This is a genomic window from Bdellovibrio bacteriovorus (genome assembly GCF_002208115.1).
Lineage (GTDB): Bacteria > Bdellovibrionota > Bdellovibrionia > Bdellovibrionales > Bdellovibrionaceae > Bdellovibrio > Bdellovibrio bacteriovorus_C.
This window is the reverse complement of record NZ_CP020946.1, coordinates 243853-258468: the sequence shown is the minus strand read 5'-3', so window position 1 is coordinate 258468 and position 14616 is coordinate 243853. Positions and strand designations below refer to the sequence as shown.

The 14616-nt window shown below is 49.6% G+C and carries 20 protein-coding genes; 7 read left to right on the top strand and 13 right to left on the bottom strand.

The features are described 5' to 3' along the window. Positions 1 to 2: 2 nt before the first annotated feature. Positions 3 to 548: an SRPBCC family protein gene (locus B9G79_RS01320; RefSeq protein WP_088563947.1), complete on the bottom strand. Its 546-nt coding sequence runs from the start codon at positions 546 to 548 to the stop codon at positions 3 to 5. A 13-nt stretch (positions 549 to 561) separates the two neighbouring features. Next, complete coding sequence (locus tag B9G79_RS01315; protein ID WP_088563946.1) at positions 562 to 921, bottom strand: DUF1428 domain-containing protein; 360 nt, start codon at positions 919 to 921, stop codon at positions 562 to 564. Positions 922 to 1027: 106 nt separating this feature from the next. On the opposite strand from B9G79_RS01315, the gene B9G79_RS01310 reads away from it, so the two are divergent. Then, a complete protein-coding gene (locus tag B9G79_RS01310) occupies positions 1028 to 1432 on the top strand; it encodes a VOC family protein (protein WP_088563945.1) in 405 nt (134 codons plus the stop codon). Between the two features lie 8 nt (positions 1433 to 1440). After that, the gene (locus tag B9G79_RS01305; RefSeq protein WP_088563944.1) at positions 1441 to 1914 is read left to right on the top strand and encodes an SRPBCC family protein; all 474 of its coding nucleotides are present in this window, start codon (positions 1441 to 1443) and stop codon (positions 1912 to 1914) included. Positions 1915 to 1932: 18 nt separating this feature from the next. Here B9G79_RS01305 and dkgB read toward each other — a convergent pair whose 3' ends face one another. Beyond that, positions 1933 to 2721, bottom strand: coding sequence for a 2,5-didehydrogluconate reductase DkgB (gene dkgB / locus B9G79_RS01300; protein ID WP_088563943.1), 789 nt, complete (start codon positions 2719 to 2721; stop codon positions 1933 to 1935). A gap of 197 nt (positions 2722 to 2918) precedes the next feature. Between dkgB and B9G79_RS01295 the strand changes: the two genes are divergently transcribed. After that, the gene (locus B9G79_RS01295; RefSeq protein WP_088563942.1) at positions 2919 to 4109 is read left to right on the top strand and encodes an MFS transporter; all 1191 of its coding nucleotides are present in this window, start codon (positions 2919 to 2921) and stop codon (positions 4107 to 4109) included. On the opposite strand, the gene B9G79_RS01290 is transcribed toward B9G79_RS01295, so the two are convergent. After that, on the bottom strand, positions 4106 to 4381 hold the full coding sequence (locus tag B9G79_RS01290) for a TFIIB-type zinc ribbon-containing protein (RefSeq protein ID WP_088563941.1): 276 nt from the start codon (positions 4379 to 4381) through the stop codon (positions 4106 to 4108). The genes B9G79_RS01295 and B9G79_RS01290 overlap by 4 nt on opposite strands. A 193-nt stretch (positions 4382 to 4574) precedes the next feature. Between B9G79_RS01290 and B9G79_RS01285 the strand changes: the two genes are divergently transcribed. Then, positions 4575 to 4985 carry a CoA-binding protein gene (locus tag B9G79_RS01285; RefSeq protein ID WP_088563940.1) on the top strand — a complete coding sequence of 137 codons (411 nt, stop codon included), beginning with the start codon at positions 4575 to 4577 and terminating at the stop codon, positions 4983 to 4985. Here B9G79_RS01285 and B9G79_RS01280 read toward each other — a convergent pair whose 3' ends face one another. From B9G79_RS01280 to B9G79_RS01260, 5 genes are all read right to left on the bottom strand, one after another. Next, positions 4986 to 5876, bottom strand: a complete 891-nt coding sequence (locus B9G79_RS01280) for a DUF6635 family protein (protein ID WP_232468968.1) — start codon at positions 5874 to 5876, stop codon at positions 4986 to 4988. A gap of 146 nt (positions 5877 to 6022) precedes the next feature. Then, the gene (locus B9G79_RS01275; protein WP_232468967.1) at positions 6023 to 6559 is read right to left on the bottom strand and encodes a hypothetical protein; all 537 of its coding nucleotides are present in this window, start codon (positions 6557 to 6559) and stop codon (positions 6023 to 6025) included. After that, positions 6541 to 7353: a metallophosphoesterase family protein gene (locus B9G79_RS01270; protein WP_088563939.1), complete on the bottom strand. Its 813-nt coding sequence runs from the start codon at positions 7351 to 7353 to the stop codon at positions 6541 to 6543. The genes B9G79_RS01275 and B9G79_RS01270 overlap by 19 nt, the downstream gene beginning before the upstream one ends. Next, positions 7350 to 8318, bottom strand: a complete 969-nt coding sequence (locus B9G79_RS01265; protein ID WP_198298037.1) for a hypothetical protein — start codon at positions 8316 to 8318, stop codon at positions 7350 to 7352. Before B9G79_RS01265 ends, B9G79_RS01270 begins: the two co-directional genes overlap by 4 nt. 60 nt (positions 8319 to 8378) lie before the next feature. After that, positions 8379 to 9722: an MBL fold metallo-hydrolase gene (locus B9G79_RS01260; protein ID WP_088563938.1), complete on the bottom strand. Its 1344-nt coding sequence runs from the start codon at positions 9720 to 9722 to the stop codon at positions 8379 to 8381. A 149-nt stretch (positions 9723 to 9871) separates the two neighbouring features. Between B9G79_RS01260 and B9G79_RS01255 the strand changes: the two genes are divergently transcribed. Both B9G79_RS01255 and B9G79_RS01250 read left to right on the top strand, forming a co-directional pair. Continuing rightward, a complete protein-coding gene (locus tag B9G79_RS01255) occupies positions 9872 to 10237 on the top strand; it encodes an ArsR/SmtB family transcription factor (RefSeq protein ID WP_088563937.1) in 366 nt (121 codons plus the stop codon). Continuing rightward, positions 10221 to 11174 (top strand): SRPBCC family protein, encoded by a 954-nt coding sequence (locus B9G79_RS01250; RefSeq protein WP_088563936.1) that lies wholly within the window; start codon positions 10221 to 10223, stop codon positions 11172 to 11174. Before B9G79_RS01255 ends, B9G79_RS01250 begins: the two co-directional genes overlap by 17 nt. A gap of 36 nt (positions 11175 to 11210) precedes the next feature. Here the strand turns inward: B9G79_RS01250 and B9G79_RS01245 are convergent, their stop codons facing one another. After that, positions 11211 to 12203 (bottom strand): VOC family protein, encoded by a 993-nt coding sequence (locus B9G79_RS01245; protein WP_232468966.1) that lies wholly within the window; start codon positions 12201 to 12203, stop codon positions 11211 to 11213. A gap of 113 nt (positions 12204 to 12316) precedes the next feature. Here B9G79_RS01245 and B9G79_RS01240 point away from each other — a divergent pair, with 113 nt between their 5' ends. Next, positions 12317 to 13090, top strand: a complete 774-nt coding sequence (locus tag B9G79_RS01240) for an exodeoxyribonuclease III (protein WP_088563934.1) — start codon at positions 12317 to 12319, stop codon at positions 13088 to 13090. A 34-nt stretch (positions 13091 to 13124) separates the two neighbouring features. Here the strand turns inward: B9G79_RS01240 and B9G79_RS01235 are convergent, their stop codons facing one another. The 3 genes from B9G79_RS01235 to B9G79_RS01225 are packed head-to-tail and all read right to left on the bottom strand — an operon-like array spanning position 13125 to position 14571. After that, positions 13125 to 13607: an SRPBCC family protein gene (locus B9G79_RS01235; RefSeq protein ID WP_088563933.1), complete on the bottom strand. Its 483-nt coding sequence runs from the start codon at positions 13605 to 13607 to the stop codon at positions 13125 to 13127. 9 nt (positions 13608 to 13616) lie between these two features. Further along, entirely contained in the window at positions 13617 to 14030 is a 414-nt protein-coding gene (locus B9G79_RS01230; RefSeq protein WP_088563932.1) for a VOC family protein, read from the bottom strand. 10 nt (positions 14031 to 14040) lie between these two features. After that, positions 14041 to 14571: an SRPBCC family protein gene (locus B9G79_RS01225; protein WP_088563931.1), complete on the bottom strand. Its 531-nt coding sequence runs from the start codon at positions 14569 to 14571 to the stop codon at positions 14041 to 14043. Positions 14572 to 14616 lie beyond the last annotated feature (45 nt).

Below are 14616 nucleotides of genomic sequence, written 5' to 3'. Positions count from 1 at the left end.
CCTTATTTCTGCTCAAGCTGTGTTTTCAAATTTATCAGACTCTGATCCATGTCCCGGATGATATGGTCTTCGCCGCCAAAAATCTTGTTAAACAGGAAGCTCATCACATTCATGGGGATGGACATCTCATCATGCATTCCCATGGTGACGCGGGTCTGACCGGCGTCCACAGCCTCCGTGGTCACGTAAGAATCAAAGCTGGCTTCCATCGGGATCTTAAAACGGATCTCGGTGTCCACGCGAGTGTTTTCAGAAAGACCTTTGATCTCCTGCTCACCCACTCCGACCTCTTTCATCGCGCTTTCCCAGGAAGCGACAAAACCGATGGTCCCGTCCTCGCCTTGGTATTCCATCTTAACTTTGGGGTCTTTCAGAAACCAGGCATTCCACAGGTTCTGATTCTTCAGTTGTTTCACATAGGCGTAAACTTCAGACTGGGGCCTATCGATAATGATGTCACGGCTGACCTTAAAGTCCTTGGGTGCCAGAAGTCCCAGCACCAGAATCAATGCCACCAGGGAACCAACTATTATTCCAAACGTTTTCATAGACTTTCCGAACCTATTTATCCACGATCGTTTTGAAGCCGCCGTAGGCCATGCGCTTCATATCAAATGGCATTTTATCCGGCTGCATGTCCTTCATCTTCGGATCATTCATCATGGCCTTGTTCGCACGGTCCCGAGCCGCACGGGATTTGTAGGTGATCCATGAAAACACAATCACTTCATCGGATTTTGCCTTGGTCAGCTTAGGAAATGGCAGCGCCCATTCGATATTCATGTCATCGCCGACACATTCTTTGTATTCCAGCGCCCCGTACTTCAAAAAGATTTTTGAGGCCTGCATCGCCATCTTGCGATACTGTGCCATGTTTTTCTTGGGAACAGTCAGTACAAATCCATCTACGTATTTTGCCATGTGATTCCTCCGTTATGTTTCTATGTATTCCTTCATCGTCACTTGAGACTTATTGCCACGTTAATAACAATATATGGAACCAGGCCCGTTCTGGAAGGAGAAATGCATGGTTAAGCAAATCTACGTGAATCTTCCTGTCAAGAATCTGAAAAGATCCATGGAGTTCTTCAGCAAGCTGGGTTTTGAATACAACATGAAGTTCACCAACGACAGCGCCGCCTGCATGGTCATGGGAAAAGATATCTTCGCCATGCTTCTGGATGAAAACTTCTTCCAGACTTTCACCGACAAAACCATCATGGATGCCCGTAAGAACATTGAAGTCATTACCTGCTTTTCCGTCGATTCAAAAGAACAGGTGGAAGCGCTGATCGACAAAGCCAAAAAAGCCGGAGGCCTGTCCCCACGGCCGCCCACGGACTATGGTTTTATGTACAGCCGCAGTTTTGAGGATCTGGACGGACATGTCTGGGAGATTGTCAGCTATTCTGGAGAAGAGCCGCCAAAATAGGAGGACGCATGAACGATTTAAAAGTCGTACCCGCAGGTGACCGCAATATCGTCATCACCCGCACATTCAAAGCCTCTAAAGAAAAAATCTTTGATGCCTACACGAAACCGGAATATTTGAAACGCTGGCTGCTGGGCCCGGAAGGATGGACCCTGCCCGTTTGCACTCTGGATCCCCATCCCGGAGGCCAATACCACTATTTGTGGCGCCACGAGGACGGCCGCGAAATGGGAATGCACGGAGTGGTAAAAGAGATTCACCGCCCCGACCATCTGCAAACCACCGAGCTCTTCGATGAGCCCTGGTATCCGGGTGAGGGCCTGAATGACCTTTCGCTGACCGAAGACGGCAAAACCACGCTGCACACGGTGGTCTTGCGCTACGAATCCAAAACTGCGCGAGATATGGTTTTACAGTCAGGCATGCACCGCGGACTTAGCGAAAGCTACAACCGCCTGGAAGATCTTTTGCGGATCATGTAAGCGAGGCAAGAACCCGCATTAATCCCACGCCGGCGCAAAAGCCGGATTCGCCAGTCGTTCCCCCGAGTTCAGGCTGGCAATCAGTTCTTTTTCTTCCGCAGTCAAAAGCCCCCGGCGTGCCTGCAGATTCTGTTTTTTGGTCGAAGAGGGAATGACCACCATTTCCTGATCCATCAGCCAGGACAAAACCACATCCGCCGGTGTCATTCCATGTCGGCTTGCGATCTTCAGCAGTGTTTCATCTTTCATGACTTTCCCATAAGCCAGCGGCATATAGGCCGTTACGGTCACACCCACCGACTGCAGGTAATCAACCAGCTTTCGGTTTTGCAGATACGGATGAACCTCGATCTGATTGGTGAATATGTTCTTGGCCCCGACAATTTCAACAGCCTTCTTCATTTCACTGATCGGGAAGTTGGAAACCCCGATCTCTTTGCTCAACCCCAGGGACTTTGCCTGCATCAGGGCTTCCAAAGTCTCGGCCAAGGGAACTTTTCCTTCCGGAGATGGCCAGTGAATCAACACCAAATCCACATAGTCTGTTTGCAGCTTCTGAAGACTTTCCTTCAAGCTTGGAATCAGACTTGCTTTGGACAGATTCTCTGTCCAGATTTTGGTGGTCAAAAACACGTCAGCGCGGGGTATCCCGCTTTCTGTCAGCACCTTCCCCACTTCGGTTTCATTGTCATAGATCTGAGCCGTGTCGATATGGCGATAGCCCAGCTCCAGTCCCATTCTTACTGAGTTTTCGGCGTCGGCGCCTTTTAAGCGAAAGGTTCCAAGTCCGATTTGTGGCATTTTCATAGAGTTCTCCTCATCAAAGATACGTTTTGATAAGGCTAATCTAACATTTTCACTGTTGCTGATTCAGACCTAAAACCGCAATTGATCTTTGACTTGAAATCAATAATCCATTTAGCAATCCTTAGTGAATACCGAGCACAAGTCGGCTTTCATCACTGACCTTGCGCAATCGCATAGACAGGCGTAGCTTCGGAAATATGAAAACGGACACTGTACACCCGACTTTAACTCGCGGGTTGGTCCTGCTTCTGATGGCTGCCGTCGGAATCATTGTTGCCAACTTATATTATGCTCAACCCATCACCGCCATGATCAGTCAGGCTTTGGGACTGGATCCCAGCGCTGCCGGTCTTGTCGTGACCCTTACTCAGATCGGATATGGACTGGGAGTTTTGCTGATTGTGCCTTTGGGTGACATCATCGAAAATCGCCGTCTGGTTCTGACCATGATTGGGATTGCAGTACTGGGTGTTCTGGGCCTGGCGTTTGCCTCGCAACTGACGCCTTACTTTATCGCCGCGTTCGCCACCGGACTTGGGGCTTCGACCGTGCAAATTCTTGTGCCCTACACGGCGCACTTTGCCCCGGAAGTAAAACGAGGTCAGGTCGTTGGCAGCCTGATGAGCGGATTGATGATCGGGATTATGCTGTCCCGTCCGGTCTCAAGCCTGCTGACGGATTTATTTTCGTGGCATGCGGTTTTTGTTCTGTCTGCCGCACTGATGACGGTCCTTGCCATCATTCTTTATAAAGTGATGCCGGAACGTCATCCCGAGAATAAAAACATCCACTATTTTGATCTGCTGAAATCCATGGGAAGACTGTTTGTTGAAACACCGGTGGTCCGCCGTCGTGGCGCCTATCAGGCCTTTATGTTTGGAGCATTCTGTCTGTTCTGGACCGCAAGTCCCCTGCTGCTGGCCGGGCCGAAGTTCAACCTGTCCCAGTCAGCCATTGCGATCTTTGCATTGGTCGGAGTTTCCGGAGCGGTGATTGCACCCATTGCCGGTAAAGCCGCCGACAAAGGTCACAGCCGCATAGCGACCATGATTGCCATGACGGTTTCGGCCTTTTCATTTTTGTTAAGTCACTTCTTTGACGGTGGTTCTACGGCTTCATTGGCCGCGCTGGTGATTTCCGCAATCCTGCTGGATGCAGGCATCACCGCCAACCTGGTGATGGGTCAAAGAGCGATTTTCTCACTAAATGCGGAATACCGCAGTCGTTTGAACGGACTCTTTATCGCGACGATTTTTGTGGGAGGAGCGGTGGGATCTACACTGGGTGCGTGGGCGTATGCCCGTGGCGGCTGGGAGCTGACATCGTGGGTGGGGTTCCTGATGCCAGCCCTCGCCTTTGCTTACTTCCTTACGGAAAAGAAGTCCTAGTCGAACAGTTCTTCCAGGAATGATTTTCTGCGTTTGTAAGGTTTCTGATACTGATAGGGCTGCTGATGCTGCTGCTGATATTGAGGGGGTTGTTGATGTTGAACAACCTCTTCGCGTTTTGGAGCCGCCTCGTATTCTGCGGATCTTTCGATGATCTTATCAAGCTCGCCGCGATCCAGCCAGATGCCGCGGCACTCAGGGCAATAGTCAATTTCAATCCCTTTGCGTTCAGAGATCACCAGATTTGGTTCTTTACAGTTTGGACATTTCATATTTTCTGCCTCCTGATAAATCCAATGTAGCTCAGGGCAGTTCATTTTAAAAATCGATAAACTTAATCAAGATGTTTGATTAAAACAAAGTACGCACAGAGATTGCATGCTGTTATTGCACGAAATTCCCTCTGAATGCTTGAACTTAAAGCGTCGCTCGCTGAACATAATGGATACAACCCGAGGTGCCCTAATGAATGTCAAAGACAGCGAATTCAAAGCCCTGCTGGAAAAGTACAAAAAATTTTCCGTCTATGGTCTAAGCCCTGATGCCACGAAAGCCAGCCACTATGTTCCGGCTTACATGCGTGACCATGGCTGGGACATGGTGGGAACTTACCCCAAAAAACATGAAGCCGGAGGATTTAAAATCTATAACAGTCTTGCTGAAGTTCCGGCGGAGTATCGCAAGTTTGTGGATGTCTTTCGCAGTTCGGACCGCATCGACGAAGTCGTCGATGAAGCCTTGGCTGTTGGTGGAGTGGAAGTGTTATGGCTGCAGTTGGGGATTACCAACCCCGAGGCGGAAGCCCGCGCTGAAAAAGCGGGTCTCAAAGTCGTTTCCAACCGCTGCCTGATCATCGAACATAAAAAATACTTCTGATCAACTTGCCTGCTTCATGGGGGCAGACTGGCGGATATGACTCTTCAGGTCTTTTTTTAAGGCAATAAAGAGTCTTTCCTCCAGATTGTCCACCAGAGCATGAAGCTTTTTATCATGCAGGCCGAAACGTTTGCGGGCGGGGTCACTCAAAACACTGACCACCAAACTGCAGGCCGTCAGCAGTGTTCCCACCGCCAGAGTCGCCAGCACCACCTGGGTATTTGTGGGCGCCGGAGGAAAAACTCCATAAAACACCGACCCCACTTTTTCACCCAGGAAAAAGTTCGACGACGCCTTTTCGCGGGCCATCTGACGGGCAATCTTGCTTCCTATTCCCATGACCCCCAGCGATTTGTCTCCGAAATAAATCCATCCTGCCGCCAGAGTCAGAAGAGAACTGCAGATATCATTGATCATGGCCTGACTGGAGGTGTACTTTTCAATCTCTTTCAGCACTTCACTGCGGATCTTGCGTTGATTCAGCTCAACCGCCCCCGACGCCAGCATCGGCCCCAGCACGGCATCCTTGCGCAGACAGTCCATCAGGATGTCTTCACCCACAAGTTCTGTTGCAATCAGCTTTTCGATGTCCTTTTGATAGCCCGTTTTAAAACTTGCCGGAAGAATGTCGATCAGAGGATTTAGCGCCGGCCAGCCCATTTTGTCGGAAGTCTCTACAGCTTTTTTTAGCATCAGATAGGGAATCGACCAGAGGGCATTCACCGGACTTAACAGCAGATCCAGAGGCAGATGCCTTTTCTGAATCCGGATTGTTTCAGACACGGAAAAATGCTTTTCAATGAAGGGGGCAATGTGCTGCTTTCTTTCTGCGGCGAACTTTTCGATGCAGTCATCTATGGCGCCCAGAACTGGCGCGGCTCTTTGATCCATGAGGAATCTCCTGGATCCATTCTGACAAATTTTTTTCGTGAAAAGGATTAATTCTCAATCGGATCGTGGCATTGCGTGCGAATCTCGTTTTTAAACAGGACGTCCCGGCTGAAAGACAAAAAATCTGTCAACCTTTCAGCCACTTTCTAAAACAAATACTGAAGCGAGAATCCTGAAGACACGTAATACTGCAGGTCGCGATTGGAATTATTGAACAACGCAATCACCCCATTATCAAAAATACGAATGCGATAAGCCAGCCCGATTCGGCTGGGCATAAAGGTGTAAGTTGTTCCAAACTCCAGTCCATAACGAAGAGCGGTCCAGTCATAGTATTCCGGATACGGATACTTATCCGGGGACTTCATAAAGTAATGCTCCTGATCCAGAGAGTACGCCATGAAGAAGCCAAACTGCAGCGGCCGCCACATGTCCTCCCCCACCGGACTGGTCCAGCGGGAATACCGATAGACAAAATTTGTCTGGTAATAGGTCTGATCATCCAGCGGGTAAGCCCCCAGGGACAGATCCACCGCATGTTCAGGCTCCCACTCGTAACTAAAGCCCGCCGCCACTGTACCCATGAAGCCTGCTCGCTCCACAACCGCACGCCAGTCTCCGGCTTGCGCCGAAAGACCCAGCAGCAACATCGCCACGAAAAGACCTACTTGATGTTTTCGCATGTGGTGACTCCTGTATCCATACGTTTCACACAGAACTGTCCGCCCTGCACGGTGATCGTCAGCCAATGGGTGCCATCATCCCCTGCAACACGCCCACATTGCATCATGATGGTGTCGTGATCTTTCGACAGATCATAGACGTGGTTGTGACCATTAAAAATCACCTTCACTCTGGGGTGTTCGATCACATAACCCAGAATCGTGGCATCGTCGTTGAAATAGCGCTCGTTATCGCGCAACTGCACATGCGAAAAGATCATGATGTTCTTGCCGGTTTCATCCACCCGGTCCTTAAGCCACCGCGGATCGAATTCAGCCGGGTTTTCCAGGTTGTTGGAATTGAAGAAGATATATCTGTAGGTCGCGGACTCGAAATAGAAATTCGATTTGCCAAAAGCCTTGCGATAAAGCTCCGGGCCTGCCCCGATGGAATCGTGATTTCCCACCGCATTGATATTGATCTGATCCAGGCGCCCGATGGCTTCCATAAATTCATCGTATTCCAGGTTGTAGGCAGAGTTGGTGAAATCCCCCAAACCTGCTACAAAATCAAGATCGGTGGCCTGATTCATCTGATAGGCCATTTTGTCCGTAGCCTTGTAGTTCTGATGCGAATCAGAGTAAACACCGATGCGAATGACTCCGTCGCCCTCGATGTCCCCCAAGCGGCTGATGGCGACTTCGTTCAAATTACGCTCAGGGCGCAGCAGATTGTCAGAAAAAGGTGAATCCACGAACGGCGCGCAGGAACTGGTCAGGACAAATGCGGAAAGATAGAATGCCCACTTCATCATAATCTGAACTCCACGCCCAGACGGCCATAGAAGTCATTTTTGATCGTGGTCACTTTCGAATTTGGAACATAAATACGTTCGGATTCATACAAACGACGATCCACCGCCGCCCCCAAAGCAAAAGAAATACCGGTCTGAGGGGTCACGAACTTTTTCAACGCTCCTTCGGCGAATATCTCTTGATAATACAAGCGGTCGGCGTTGTCTTTGCGAGTGTCAAACATATAGGACCGCACCGTCAGTGCAGTCCTGGCCTGGAAGACGAAGCCATGATCCATCTGCTTGCTGGTAGCCAATCTAACGCCAAATGGAGTCAGGCTGAAGTTTGTCACCCACTCTTCACCAGCCCCCCATTCCAGCATCAGGAAAGGCAGCCCCAAACTGAAACGAAAGCCCGGCCAGATATCCTGGACCACCCCAATGAACGGATACGGCATGCCATTGTAAATCCCACGATTGTCCGACTGATTCACCGCAAAGATCCAATGATAGTCTTTGCCTGTCACCATTCGGTAGGAAATCGTCCCGTCAAAGTAGTCATTGCGTGGGGCACCCCAGGGAACATCGCTCGCGGTGGCATAAGAGGCAAAAACACTCATCATGCTGCCGCTGGCGAAAACTTTTCGCACACCAAAGCCCATGCCCTGATTCTGCAGGGCGGTTCCAATGAAGATGTTTTCTCCACCAAGATTGAACTGGGCCCGGCCCAACTGAAGGTTCTCGTCGAATATGCGGGCTGATGCGCTCCAGGTTTCGCTTTTATAAATGGGAATTCGGATGTCTCCACCCACGATTCGCACGGGTGAATCTTTGTAGGTGTAGGGCGAAGACCAAAGGTCCGATCGAAAATCGAAGATCAGTCGCAGATTGTCTTCTTCAATTGTTGGAATGGTTCCCAGCGGACCACCCCAACAGGGTTGCAGCGCCAGCAAAAAAATAAAAGAGGTTATCAGACGTTTAAGCACATATCAGTTTTAGAATTGCTGTAAACATCAGTCAATGGATAGAACGGATTAAAGCTCTGTTCACTGACATCCTGTCAGACGACGAAGTTGTGCCAGTTGGTAAGCCCCAAAGACACCGTTGAACAGGCAGCGCACCAGCGGATCTTCCACGACGTCCACTTCAGCCACAGCGGAACTTAGTTCGGGTGCAAAATCATAATCGTTAATCCGCATGTACATGGATGTCAGGGTCTCGCCTGCCTGCAAGGCCGCATGCAGCTTGTAAAGAGACACTTCCGTCGTCCAGCCAATGTCTTCGGTGGCAGCGGTCCGCGTTTCGATCTCGGCCCCGTGGACCTGATACAAGAATTCCTGACCCTGACCTTGGTGATCAAAAACGGAAAGTCGCCACAGACGAGGATTTTCGAAATAGACATCTTCCGGGGGACCCATTGAACGGTACTTTTCCAAAAGGTCTGACTGGCAGTATTCAATCACACGGCGGAATTGTTCCGCCGTCAGAGCCGGAAAGCGCTTGGCGATTTCTGCGGTTTTAGGCGGAACCAGTTTCGGCTGATAGTCATAGTCAACATCCTGCGGTCCCACTGGTTTAATCCAAGGCAGCGCCGCGGCCGGGCTCACACCTTCCCCATTCAGTATTACACTGCAGGACGGATTCAAGCGGACCACCTGCGCTTGTGGCAAAAGGTCCTTTAGCTGCTTTTGAAATCCGGCATAGGACACAGGGAAAAAGGCATGATTATACCAAGACCAGCTTTCCATCGAAAACTGACAAGAGCTTGGGATCACAAAACGGGGATTAAGTGCCTTAAGCTGTTCGGCCCATTCTTTTGGGATCAAACCATCGGACGGGGCCGCACTTCTGGGGGCGATGACTTCAATTTCCCGCATGGTCTGAAAAGGCCACATAATCAGGTCCCAGGGACCTTGGGCACGCAACAAATCCAAAGTGTCGTAGTCAATCCAGGAATCCACGACATTCAGAATGTTTAAACCTTTGGCCTTGATCTGAAACAACGAATCCACATCCGCATCCAAAGCCCGGCGCGGGATGATTTCAAATTCCCCGATCTTGACTGGCACATTCAGCGCCAAAGAGTTCACGTTCGTGAACCCAAGTTGTCGAATCCAATCAAAGATCTCGTCAAAAACACAGTACATGTATATCGGCGTGCTTCGATCCAGCAGGTTCAAGCTGTCCAAAGAACAGTGGTCGTCATGATAGTGTGAAATAAAAACGGCGGAAAATTTCAGATCCCGAATCTGCTCCTTATCAAATTCCACCGCAGGAAATGCATGGCAATTACGACTGAAGGGATTTTCAAAGATCGTATCAAAGGCCACACGCGTGCCCTCGCACTCAAAGACGTAACCAGCATGCAGGATTCGGGAAACTTTCACCATGGCTGTGTTCTATTACAGACCAGGGCCTTTGCCACGCGTTTTTGTGATATTTATAACTTACTGAAATCACTTGGTTTAAGGCTAAATTTGACAGACCCTTTCCAGAGGTTTATATTTAACTTATTAGTTAATTAACCGATAGGTGTATTATGCAAGACCATCTTAGCCTGACCTTTGCCGCCCTTGCCGACCCGACCCGCCGGGCGATGCTGGCTCAGCTTTCAAAAGGTGAAGCCAATGTATCGGATTTGGCAAAGCCATTTCTAAAGGAAATGAGCCTGCCTGCTGTCACCAAACATCTGAAGGTCCTGGAAAAAGCGGGCCTGATTACGAAATCCAAAGAGGCCCAGTGGCGCCCCTGCAAATTGAATGGCGACGGCTTAAAAGATGTCGCCGACTGGATGGAGCAATACCGGGTCTTCTGGGAAGAAAGCCTTGATCGCTTAGATGCCTACTTAAAAACCGTCACTGTGAAAGAAAAACCGAAAGGGAAAAAACATGGCCGCAAAAAGTAAATCCAACGAAATTAAAATTACCAGAATCTACGATGCTCCGGTGAAGGCCGTGTGGGATGCCTGGACGGACCCTGATCAAGTCGCCAAGTGGTGGGGTCCGCGAGGATTCACAATCACCACTCACAGCAAGGACCTGCGCCCCGGCGGCCACTGGGCTTACACCATGCATGGACCTGACGGAACCAACTGGGAAAACAAAACCATCTATCATGAAGTCGTAGAGCGTTCCCGCCTGGTGTACGATCATGGAGGTAATGATGACAGGCCTCCTCTGTTCCGTGTGACGGCGACATTCCAGGACGTCAAAGGCAAAACCAAACTTGAAATGACCATGACTTTGCCGACACCGGAAGCCGCTCAAGAAACCAAAAAGTTTATCAAAGCTGCAGGTGGCAATTCCACTTGGGACCGTCTGGCAGAATATCTGGAAAAGGAATCCACCGGACACGAGACCTTTGTGATCAACCGTTCGTTTGAAGCACCGATCCACACGGTGTTTGAAATGTGGACGAATCCAGAACACTTTGCCAAATGGATTCCACCGACAGGGTTCACCATGAAGTTCCTGCGTGCGGATATTAAAACTGGCGGTAGCACGCTTTGCATGATGACCAACGGACAGGGGGTCGAATTCTATAGCCGCGCTCACTATCTGGAAATCAATCGCCCGGACCGCATCGTGTACACGCAGCAGTTCTGTGATAAGGACGAAAAACCATCCCGTCACCCACTGGCGCCCACATGGCCTGAATCCATGAAGACCACGGTACTGCTGACCGAGGAAGCGCCGGATGAAACCCGGGTCACAATCACCTGGGAAGCTCACGGCACTTGGACGAAAGAGGAACTGGCAACCTTTGTTCAGGGCCGCGCCGGAATGACTCAAGGATGGACCGGATCCTTCGACAAACTGGAAGACTTACTGGCAAAAAAGTAAGAATGAAAAAGGCCGTGAATACCCACGGCCTTTCTTTTATTTCAGAAGCTGACGAAGCTCAGACTCAATGAGCTTTTGTAATCGCAAAAGCTCGTCATAAGGATTGCCTGACAAATTCAAAGCCTTGGCAAAAGCAGGCTCGGTCTTATCCCCGCCCTTACGCAAAGCCAGAATCTTTTCAGCCAATGATGATCCACCCACATGCAACAGACGCTCTTCTGCCAGGAAGTGCAGGTTTCCGTTTTGTTTGGCTGTGTCTTTCGCTTGAGCAAAGACCTCAAAGGCCACGCCGTGGAAGTCAAAAGAAGCTGTCACCGCAGCATACTGCCCGTGGGTTTCGGCCTTGAATTTTTCAAAGCCGGAGAAATGCTTTTTAAACAAGGTCTCGGCTGTCGTCAGATCTGGAACGTTGATCAGAACATCCACGTCAGATCCGGAAACATTCAGACCCAGCGGGTAAGTTCCCACCAACAGGGGCTGATGTTCCTTCAGGGATTTCAGAACACCTGAACTTTTCACAGCCGCATAAACGGCTTCGTTCTTTTCCAGTCGGATAACAGATTCCAAAGACAGTGGATGAAATTTGATCGCCAGTTCATCCAGCGAAATTTCAAGCTCCGGATTAAAATCCTTTTTTAAGCCTGATTCACTGAATACCGCATTTGGATAGCGAGACTTGATTTCATCAAAGCCGATATCGGCGACCACCTCAAAGTGTTCGAAACCTTCAATAGTGACTTTACCCGGCTTGGGTGCCGGAAGTTCCACCACCTGAATCGACCAATCTCTAAAAAGAATCGGCTCTGCAAACTTGTACGTGGCAATTGGACGCCCGTTCACGTCGCTTTCAATCAAAAGTTCGGCAAAGGACGCGAACTGCACTTTGAAGGCGTTATAATTTTCCAAAGAAGAAACGCGATAACAAAGATGGTCAATGAACCAGTGCTTATCCAATTGGATATTCTGAGCATCCAATTTGTTGAATACCCTCTGCAAAAAGTCCTGAGCTGCGATGTTAAATTCGTTCATATTCATCTTTAAACGTCCCTGAAAGCTGAGCCTTTTATAATATCAAAACCCGGGCGACGGCAACCCTCGACCGGCCTTGACCTCCATCGGCAAAACCCCCTATTGTAGGGCTTATGAAAATGATCTCTTGGAATGTTAATGGGTTGCGCTCGGTCCACCGCAAAAATTTCCGCGAATGGTTCGAAAAAGAAAAAGCCGACATCGTCTGCCTGCAGGAAATTAAAATCACCGACGAAGCCATCAAAAAGGATGAAGAATTCTATCATCCAGCGAAATACCATTCTTCTTGGGCTTTTGCGGAAAAAGCCGGTTATTCCGGCCTGGCGCTTTATTCCAAGAAAGAACCCGACGATGTGCGCATTGGTTTGGGTATTGCCAAGTTTGATGTCGAAGGCCGCTGGCTGGAGGCGGATTTTGGCCCCATCACCGTTGTGAACAGCTATTGGCCAAACAGTCAGCGCGAACACACCCGTTTGCCCTTTAAGCTTGAATTCTGTGCGGCGGCGGAAAAGCGCCTGCAGGCACTCAGAAAAAAAGGCCGCGAGGTCATCATTTGCGGAGACTTTAATATCGCCCACAAAGAGATCGATCTGCGCAATCCGAAATCCAATATGAAAAATGCCGGATTCCTTCCCGAAGAACGCGCATGGATGACACGGTTCCTGGATAAGCTTGAATGGGTCGACAGTTTCAGAAAATTTGAACAGGGGCCTGATCATTATACCTGGTGGAGCTACCGGCCCGGAGTTCGCGAAAAGAACATCGGATGGCGCTTGGATTATTTCCTGGTGAACAAAGAGGCTTCCGACCGCCTCAAAGCAGCGGCTCACTGCCCGGATGTGATGGGCTCTGACCACTGTCCGGTGCGCCTGACACTGAAGAAATAAAAAACGCGGCTTTGTTACAAGCCGCTTTTTCTTTTTAAAGACTCTTCATCACTTTCACAAGCTGATCGGCACAAATGCCCCAGCCCTCGTGAAAACCCATGGCTTCGTGTTTTTTCAGGTCCTCTTCACTGCGATGGCGAGCCACGGCCGTGTACTTGGTTTTACCCTGATGCTCTTCCAGCAAAATGAAAGCCGTCATCGGGAAGCCCGCGCCAGATTCCACCGTCGGAACCGGACGGAATCCAGGAGCCAAAACATCGGTCCACACAAGCTTCTTGTTTTTTTCAACTTCCAGGAAGCAGCCGACATTCGGGTACTTGTCACCTTCCGGAGACTGCATCACCGTGCGGAAGATCCCACCGGGCTTCAGATCCACTTCGGCTTCGATGGTTTTCCATGGTTCTGGACAGAACCACTTGGTCAGAATCTCTGGAGTCGTCCAGCCCTTCCATACCTGTTCAAGGGTCAAATCAATAACTCTTTCAAGCACCAGATCAAGCTTTGGATCAATCTTCATAACGGCCTCCTATTTCGGCATCTTGCTCATGTTCATAAATAAAATATTCCAGCGGTGGCCATCGGGATCGGCAAAGCCACATCCGTACATCCAACCGTCTTTGTCTCCAGGATCCCCAAAGGATTTAGCCCCTGCTTTTTCAGCGCGGCGGGCCCAATCATCCACTTCCTCGACCGAGTCCGCACCCAATGAAAACAACACTTCTCCGGATTCATGACTTTCCGTCACAGCAGATCCACCAATAAATTCCTTAAACATCACATCCGGAAATATGTTCAGCACCACCTTCTTGCTTCCCAAAAACATTCCCACCATGTGCGGGGCTGCATGGGCGGTGTTCATTTCAAAACCCAGCTCCGTATAGAACTTGCGGGTCTTTTCAATGTCTTTCGAAGGAAGGTTGATCCAAAATTCACCTTTCATTTGCAGCTCCTTACTTTACTTCCACGATGGCTTTAAGATTTTCAAAACCCTGGCGGAATTGATCCGTGACCATTTTTTCGCAATCGATAAAGAATGTAACAAGTTTTCCAACATAACCGCCATTACCGGACATGGACCAACTGAAACGGGTGCCTTGTCCTTCGGGGGTCAGGCGGTATTCCACAATGTTGTCAGCAGCCAAGGGCTCCGTCATCAGCAGACGAAGCTGCACCAGCTCGTTGGGAATAATTCGGATAATTTCTATTGATCCTGCGCCAGCGTCTTTGTTCCCCGCAAAGGTCATTTTGCTGCCGACTTGATTCGGTTCACCGATAAATTCTTTTTTCATGTTGGGGTCCACTTTTTCAAAAGGAGACCACTCCCCGCCCAGCTTCAAATCACTAATATATGGAAAGATCTTTTCCGGCGGAGCCGCGATCACTTCGCTGACTTCATAACGGAACTCACCCTTGCGAGTGGCGATAAAGGCCAAAAACAGTGCCACGACAACCAGCATACCCACGACTACTTTGATCAACATAACGACCTCCTATATGAGAAACATTAACATACTATTTAGTATGTT

Coding starts and splice junctions, on each gene's coding strand:
- B9G79_RS01270 (WP_088563939.1), bottom strand. CDS start 7,353: ATGATGAAGTGGGCATTCTATCTTTCCGCATTTGTCCTGACCAGTTCC.
- B9G79_RS01310 (WP_088563945.1), top strand. CDS start 1,028: ATGGTTAAGCAAATCTACGTGAATCTTCCTGTCAAGAATCTGAAAAGA.
- B9G79_RS01285 (WP_088563940.1), top strand. CDS start 4,575: ATGAATGTCAAAGACAGCGAATTCAAAGCCCTGCTGGAAAAGTACAAA.
- dkgB (WP_088563943.1), bottom strand. CDS start 2,721: ATGAAAATGCCACAAATCGGACTTGGAACCTTTCGCTTAAAAGGCGCC.
- B9G79_RS01305 (WP_088563944.1), top strand. CDS start 1,441: ATGAACGATTTAAAAGTCGTACCCGCAGGTGACCGCAATATCGTCATC.
- B9G79_RS01255 (WP_088563937.1), top strand. CDS start 9,872: ATGCAAGACCATCTTAGCCTGACCTTTGCCGCCCTTGCCGACCCGACC.
- B9G79_RS01245 (WP_232468966.1), bottom strand. CDS start 12,203: ATGAACGAATTTAACATCGCAGCTCAGGACTTTTTGCAGAGGGTATTC.
- B9G79_RS01235 (WP_088563933.1), bottom strand. CDS start 13,607: ATGAAGATTGATCCAAAGCTTGATCTGGTGCTTGAAAGAGTTATTGAT.
- B9G79_RS01230 (WP_088563932.1), bottom strand. CDS start 14,030: ATGAAAGGTGAATTTTGGATCAACCTTCCTTCGAAAGACATTGAAAAG.
- B9G79_RS01260 (WP_088563938.1), bottom strand. CDS start 9,722: ATGGTGAAAGTTTCCCGAATCCTGCATGCTGGTTACGTCTTTGAGTGC.
- B9G79_RS01250 (WP_088563936.1), top strand. CDS start 10,221: ATGGCCGCAAAAAGTAAATCCAACGAAATTAAAATTACCAGAATCTAC.
- B9G79_RS01295 (WP_088563942.1), top strand. CDS start 2,919: ATGAAAACGGACACTGTACACCCGACTTTAACTCGCGGGTTGGTCCTG.
- B9G79_RS01320 (WP_088563947.1), bottom strand. CDS start 548: ATGAAAACGTTTGGAATAATAGTTGGTTCCCTGGTGGCATTGATTCTG.
- B9G79_RS01275 (WP_232468967.1), bottom strand. CDS start 6,559: ATGCGAAAACATCAAGTAGGTCTTTTCGTGGCGATGTTGCTGCTGGGT.
- B9G79_RS01225 (WP_088563931.1), bottom strand. CDS start 14,571: ATGTTGATCAAAGTAGTCGTGGGTATGCTGGTTGTCGTGGCACTGTTT.
- B9G79_RS01240 (WP_088563934.1), top strand. CDS start 12,317: ATGAAAATGATCTCTTGGAATGTTAATGGGTTGCGCTCGGTCCACCGC.
- B9G79_RS01290 (WP_088563941.1), bottom strand. CDS start 4,381: ATGAAATGTCCAAACTGTAAAGAACCAAATCTGGTGATCTCTGAACGC.
- B9G79_RS01315 (WP_088563946.1), bottom strand. CDS start 921: ATGGCAAAATACGTAGATGGATTTGTACTGACTGTTCCCAAGAAAAAC.
- B9G79_RS01280 (WP_232468968.1), bottom strand. CDS start 5,876: ATGGATCAAAGAGCCGCGCCAGTTCTGGGCGCCATAGATGACTGCATC.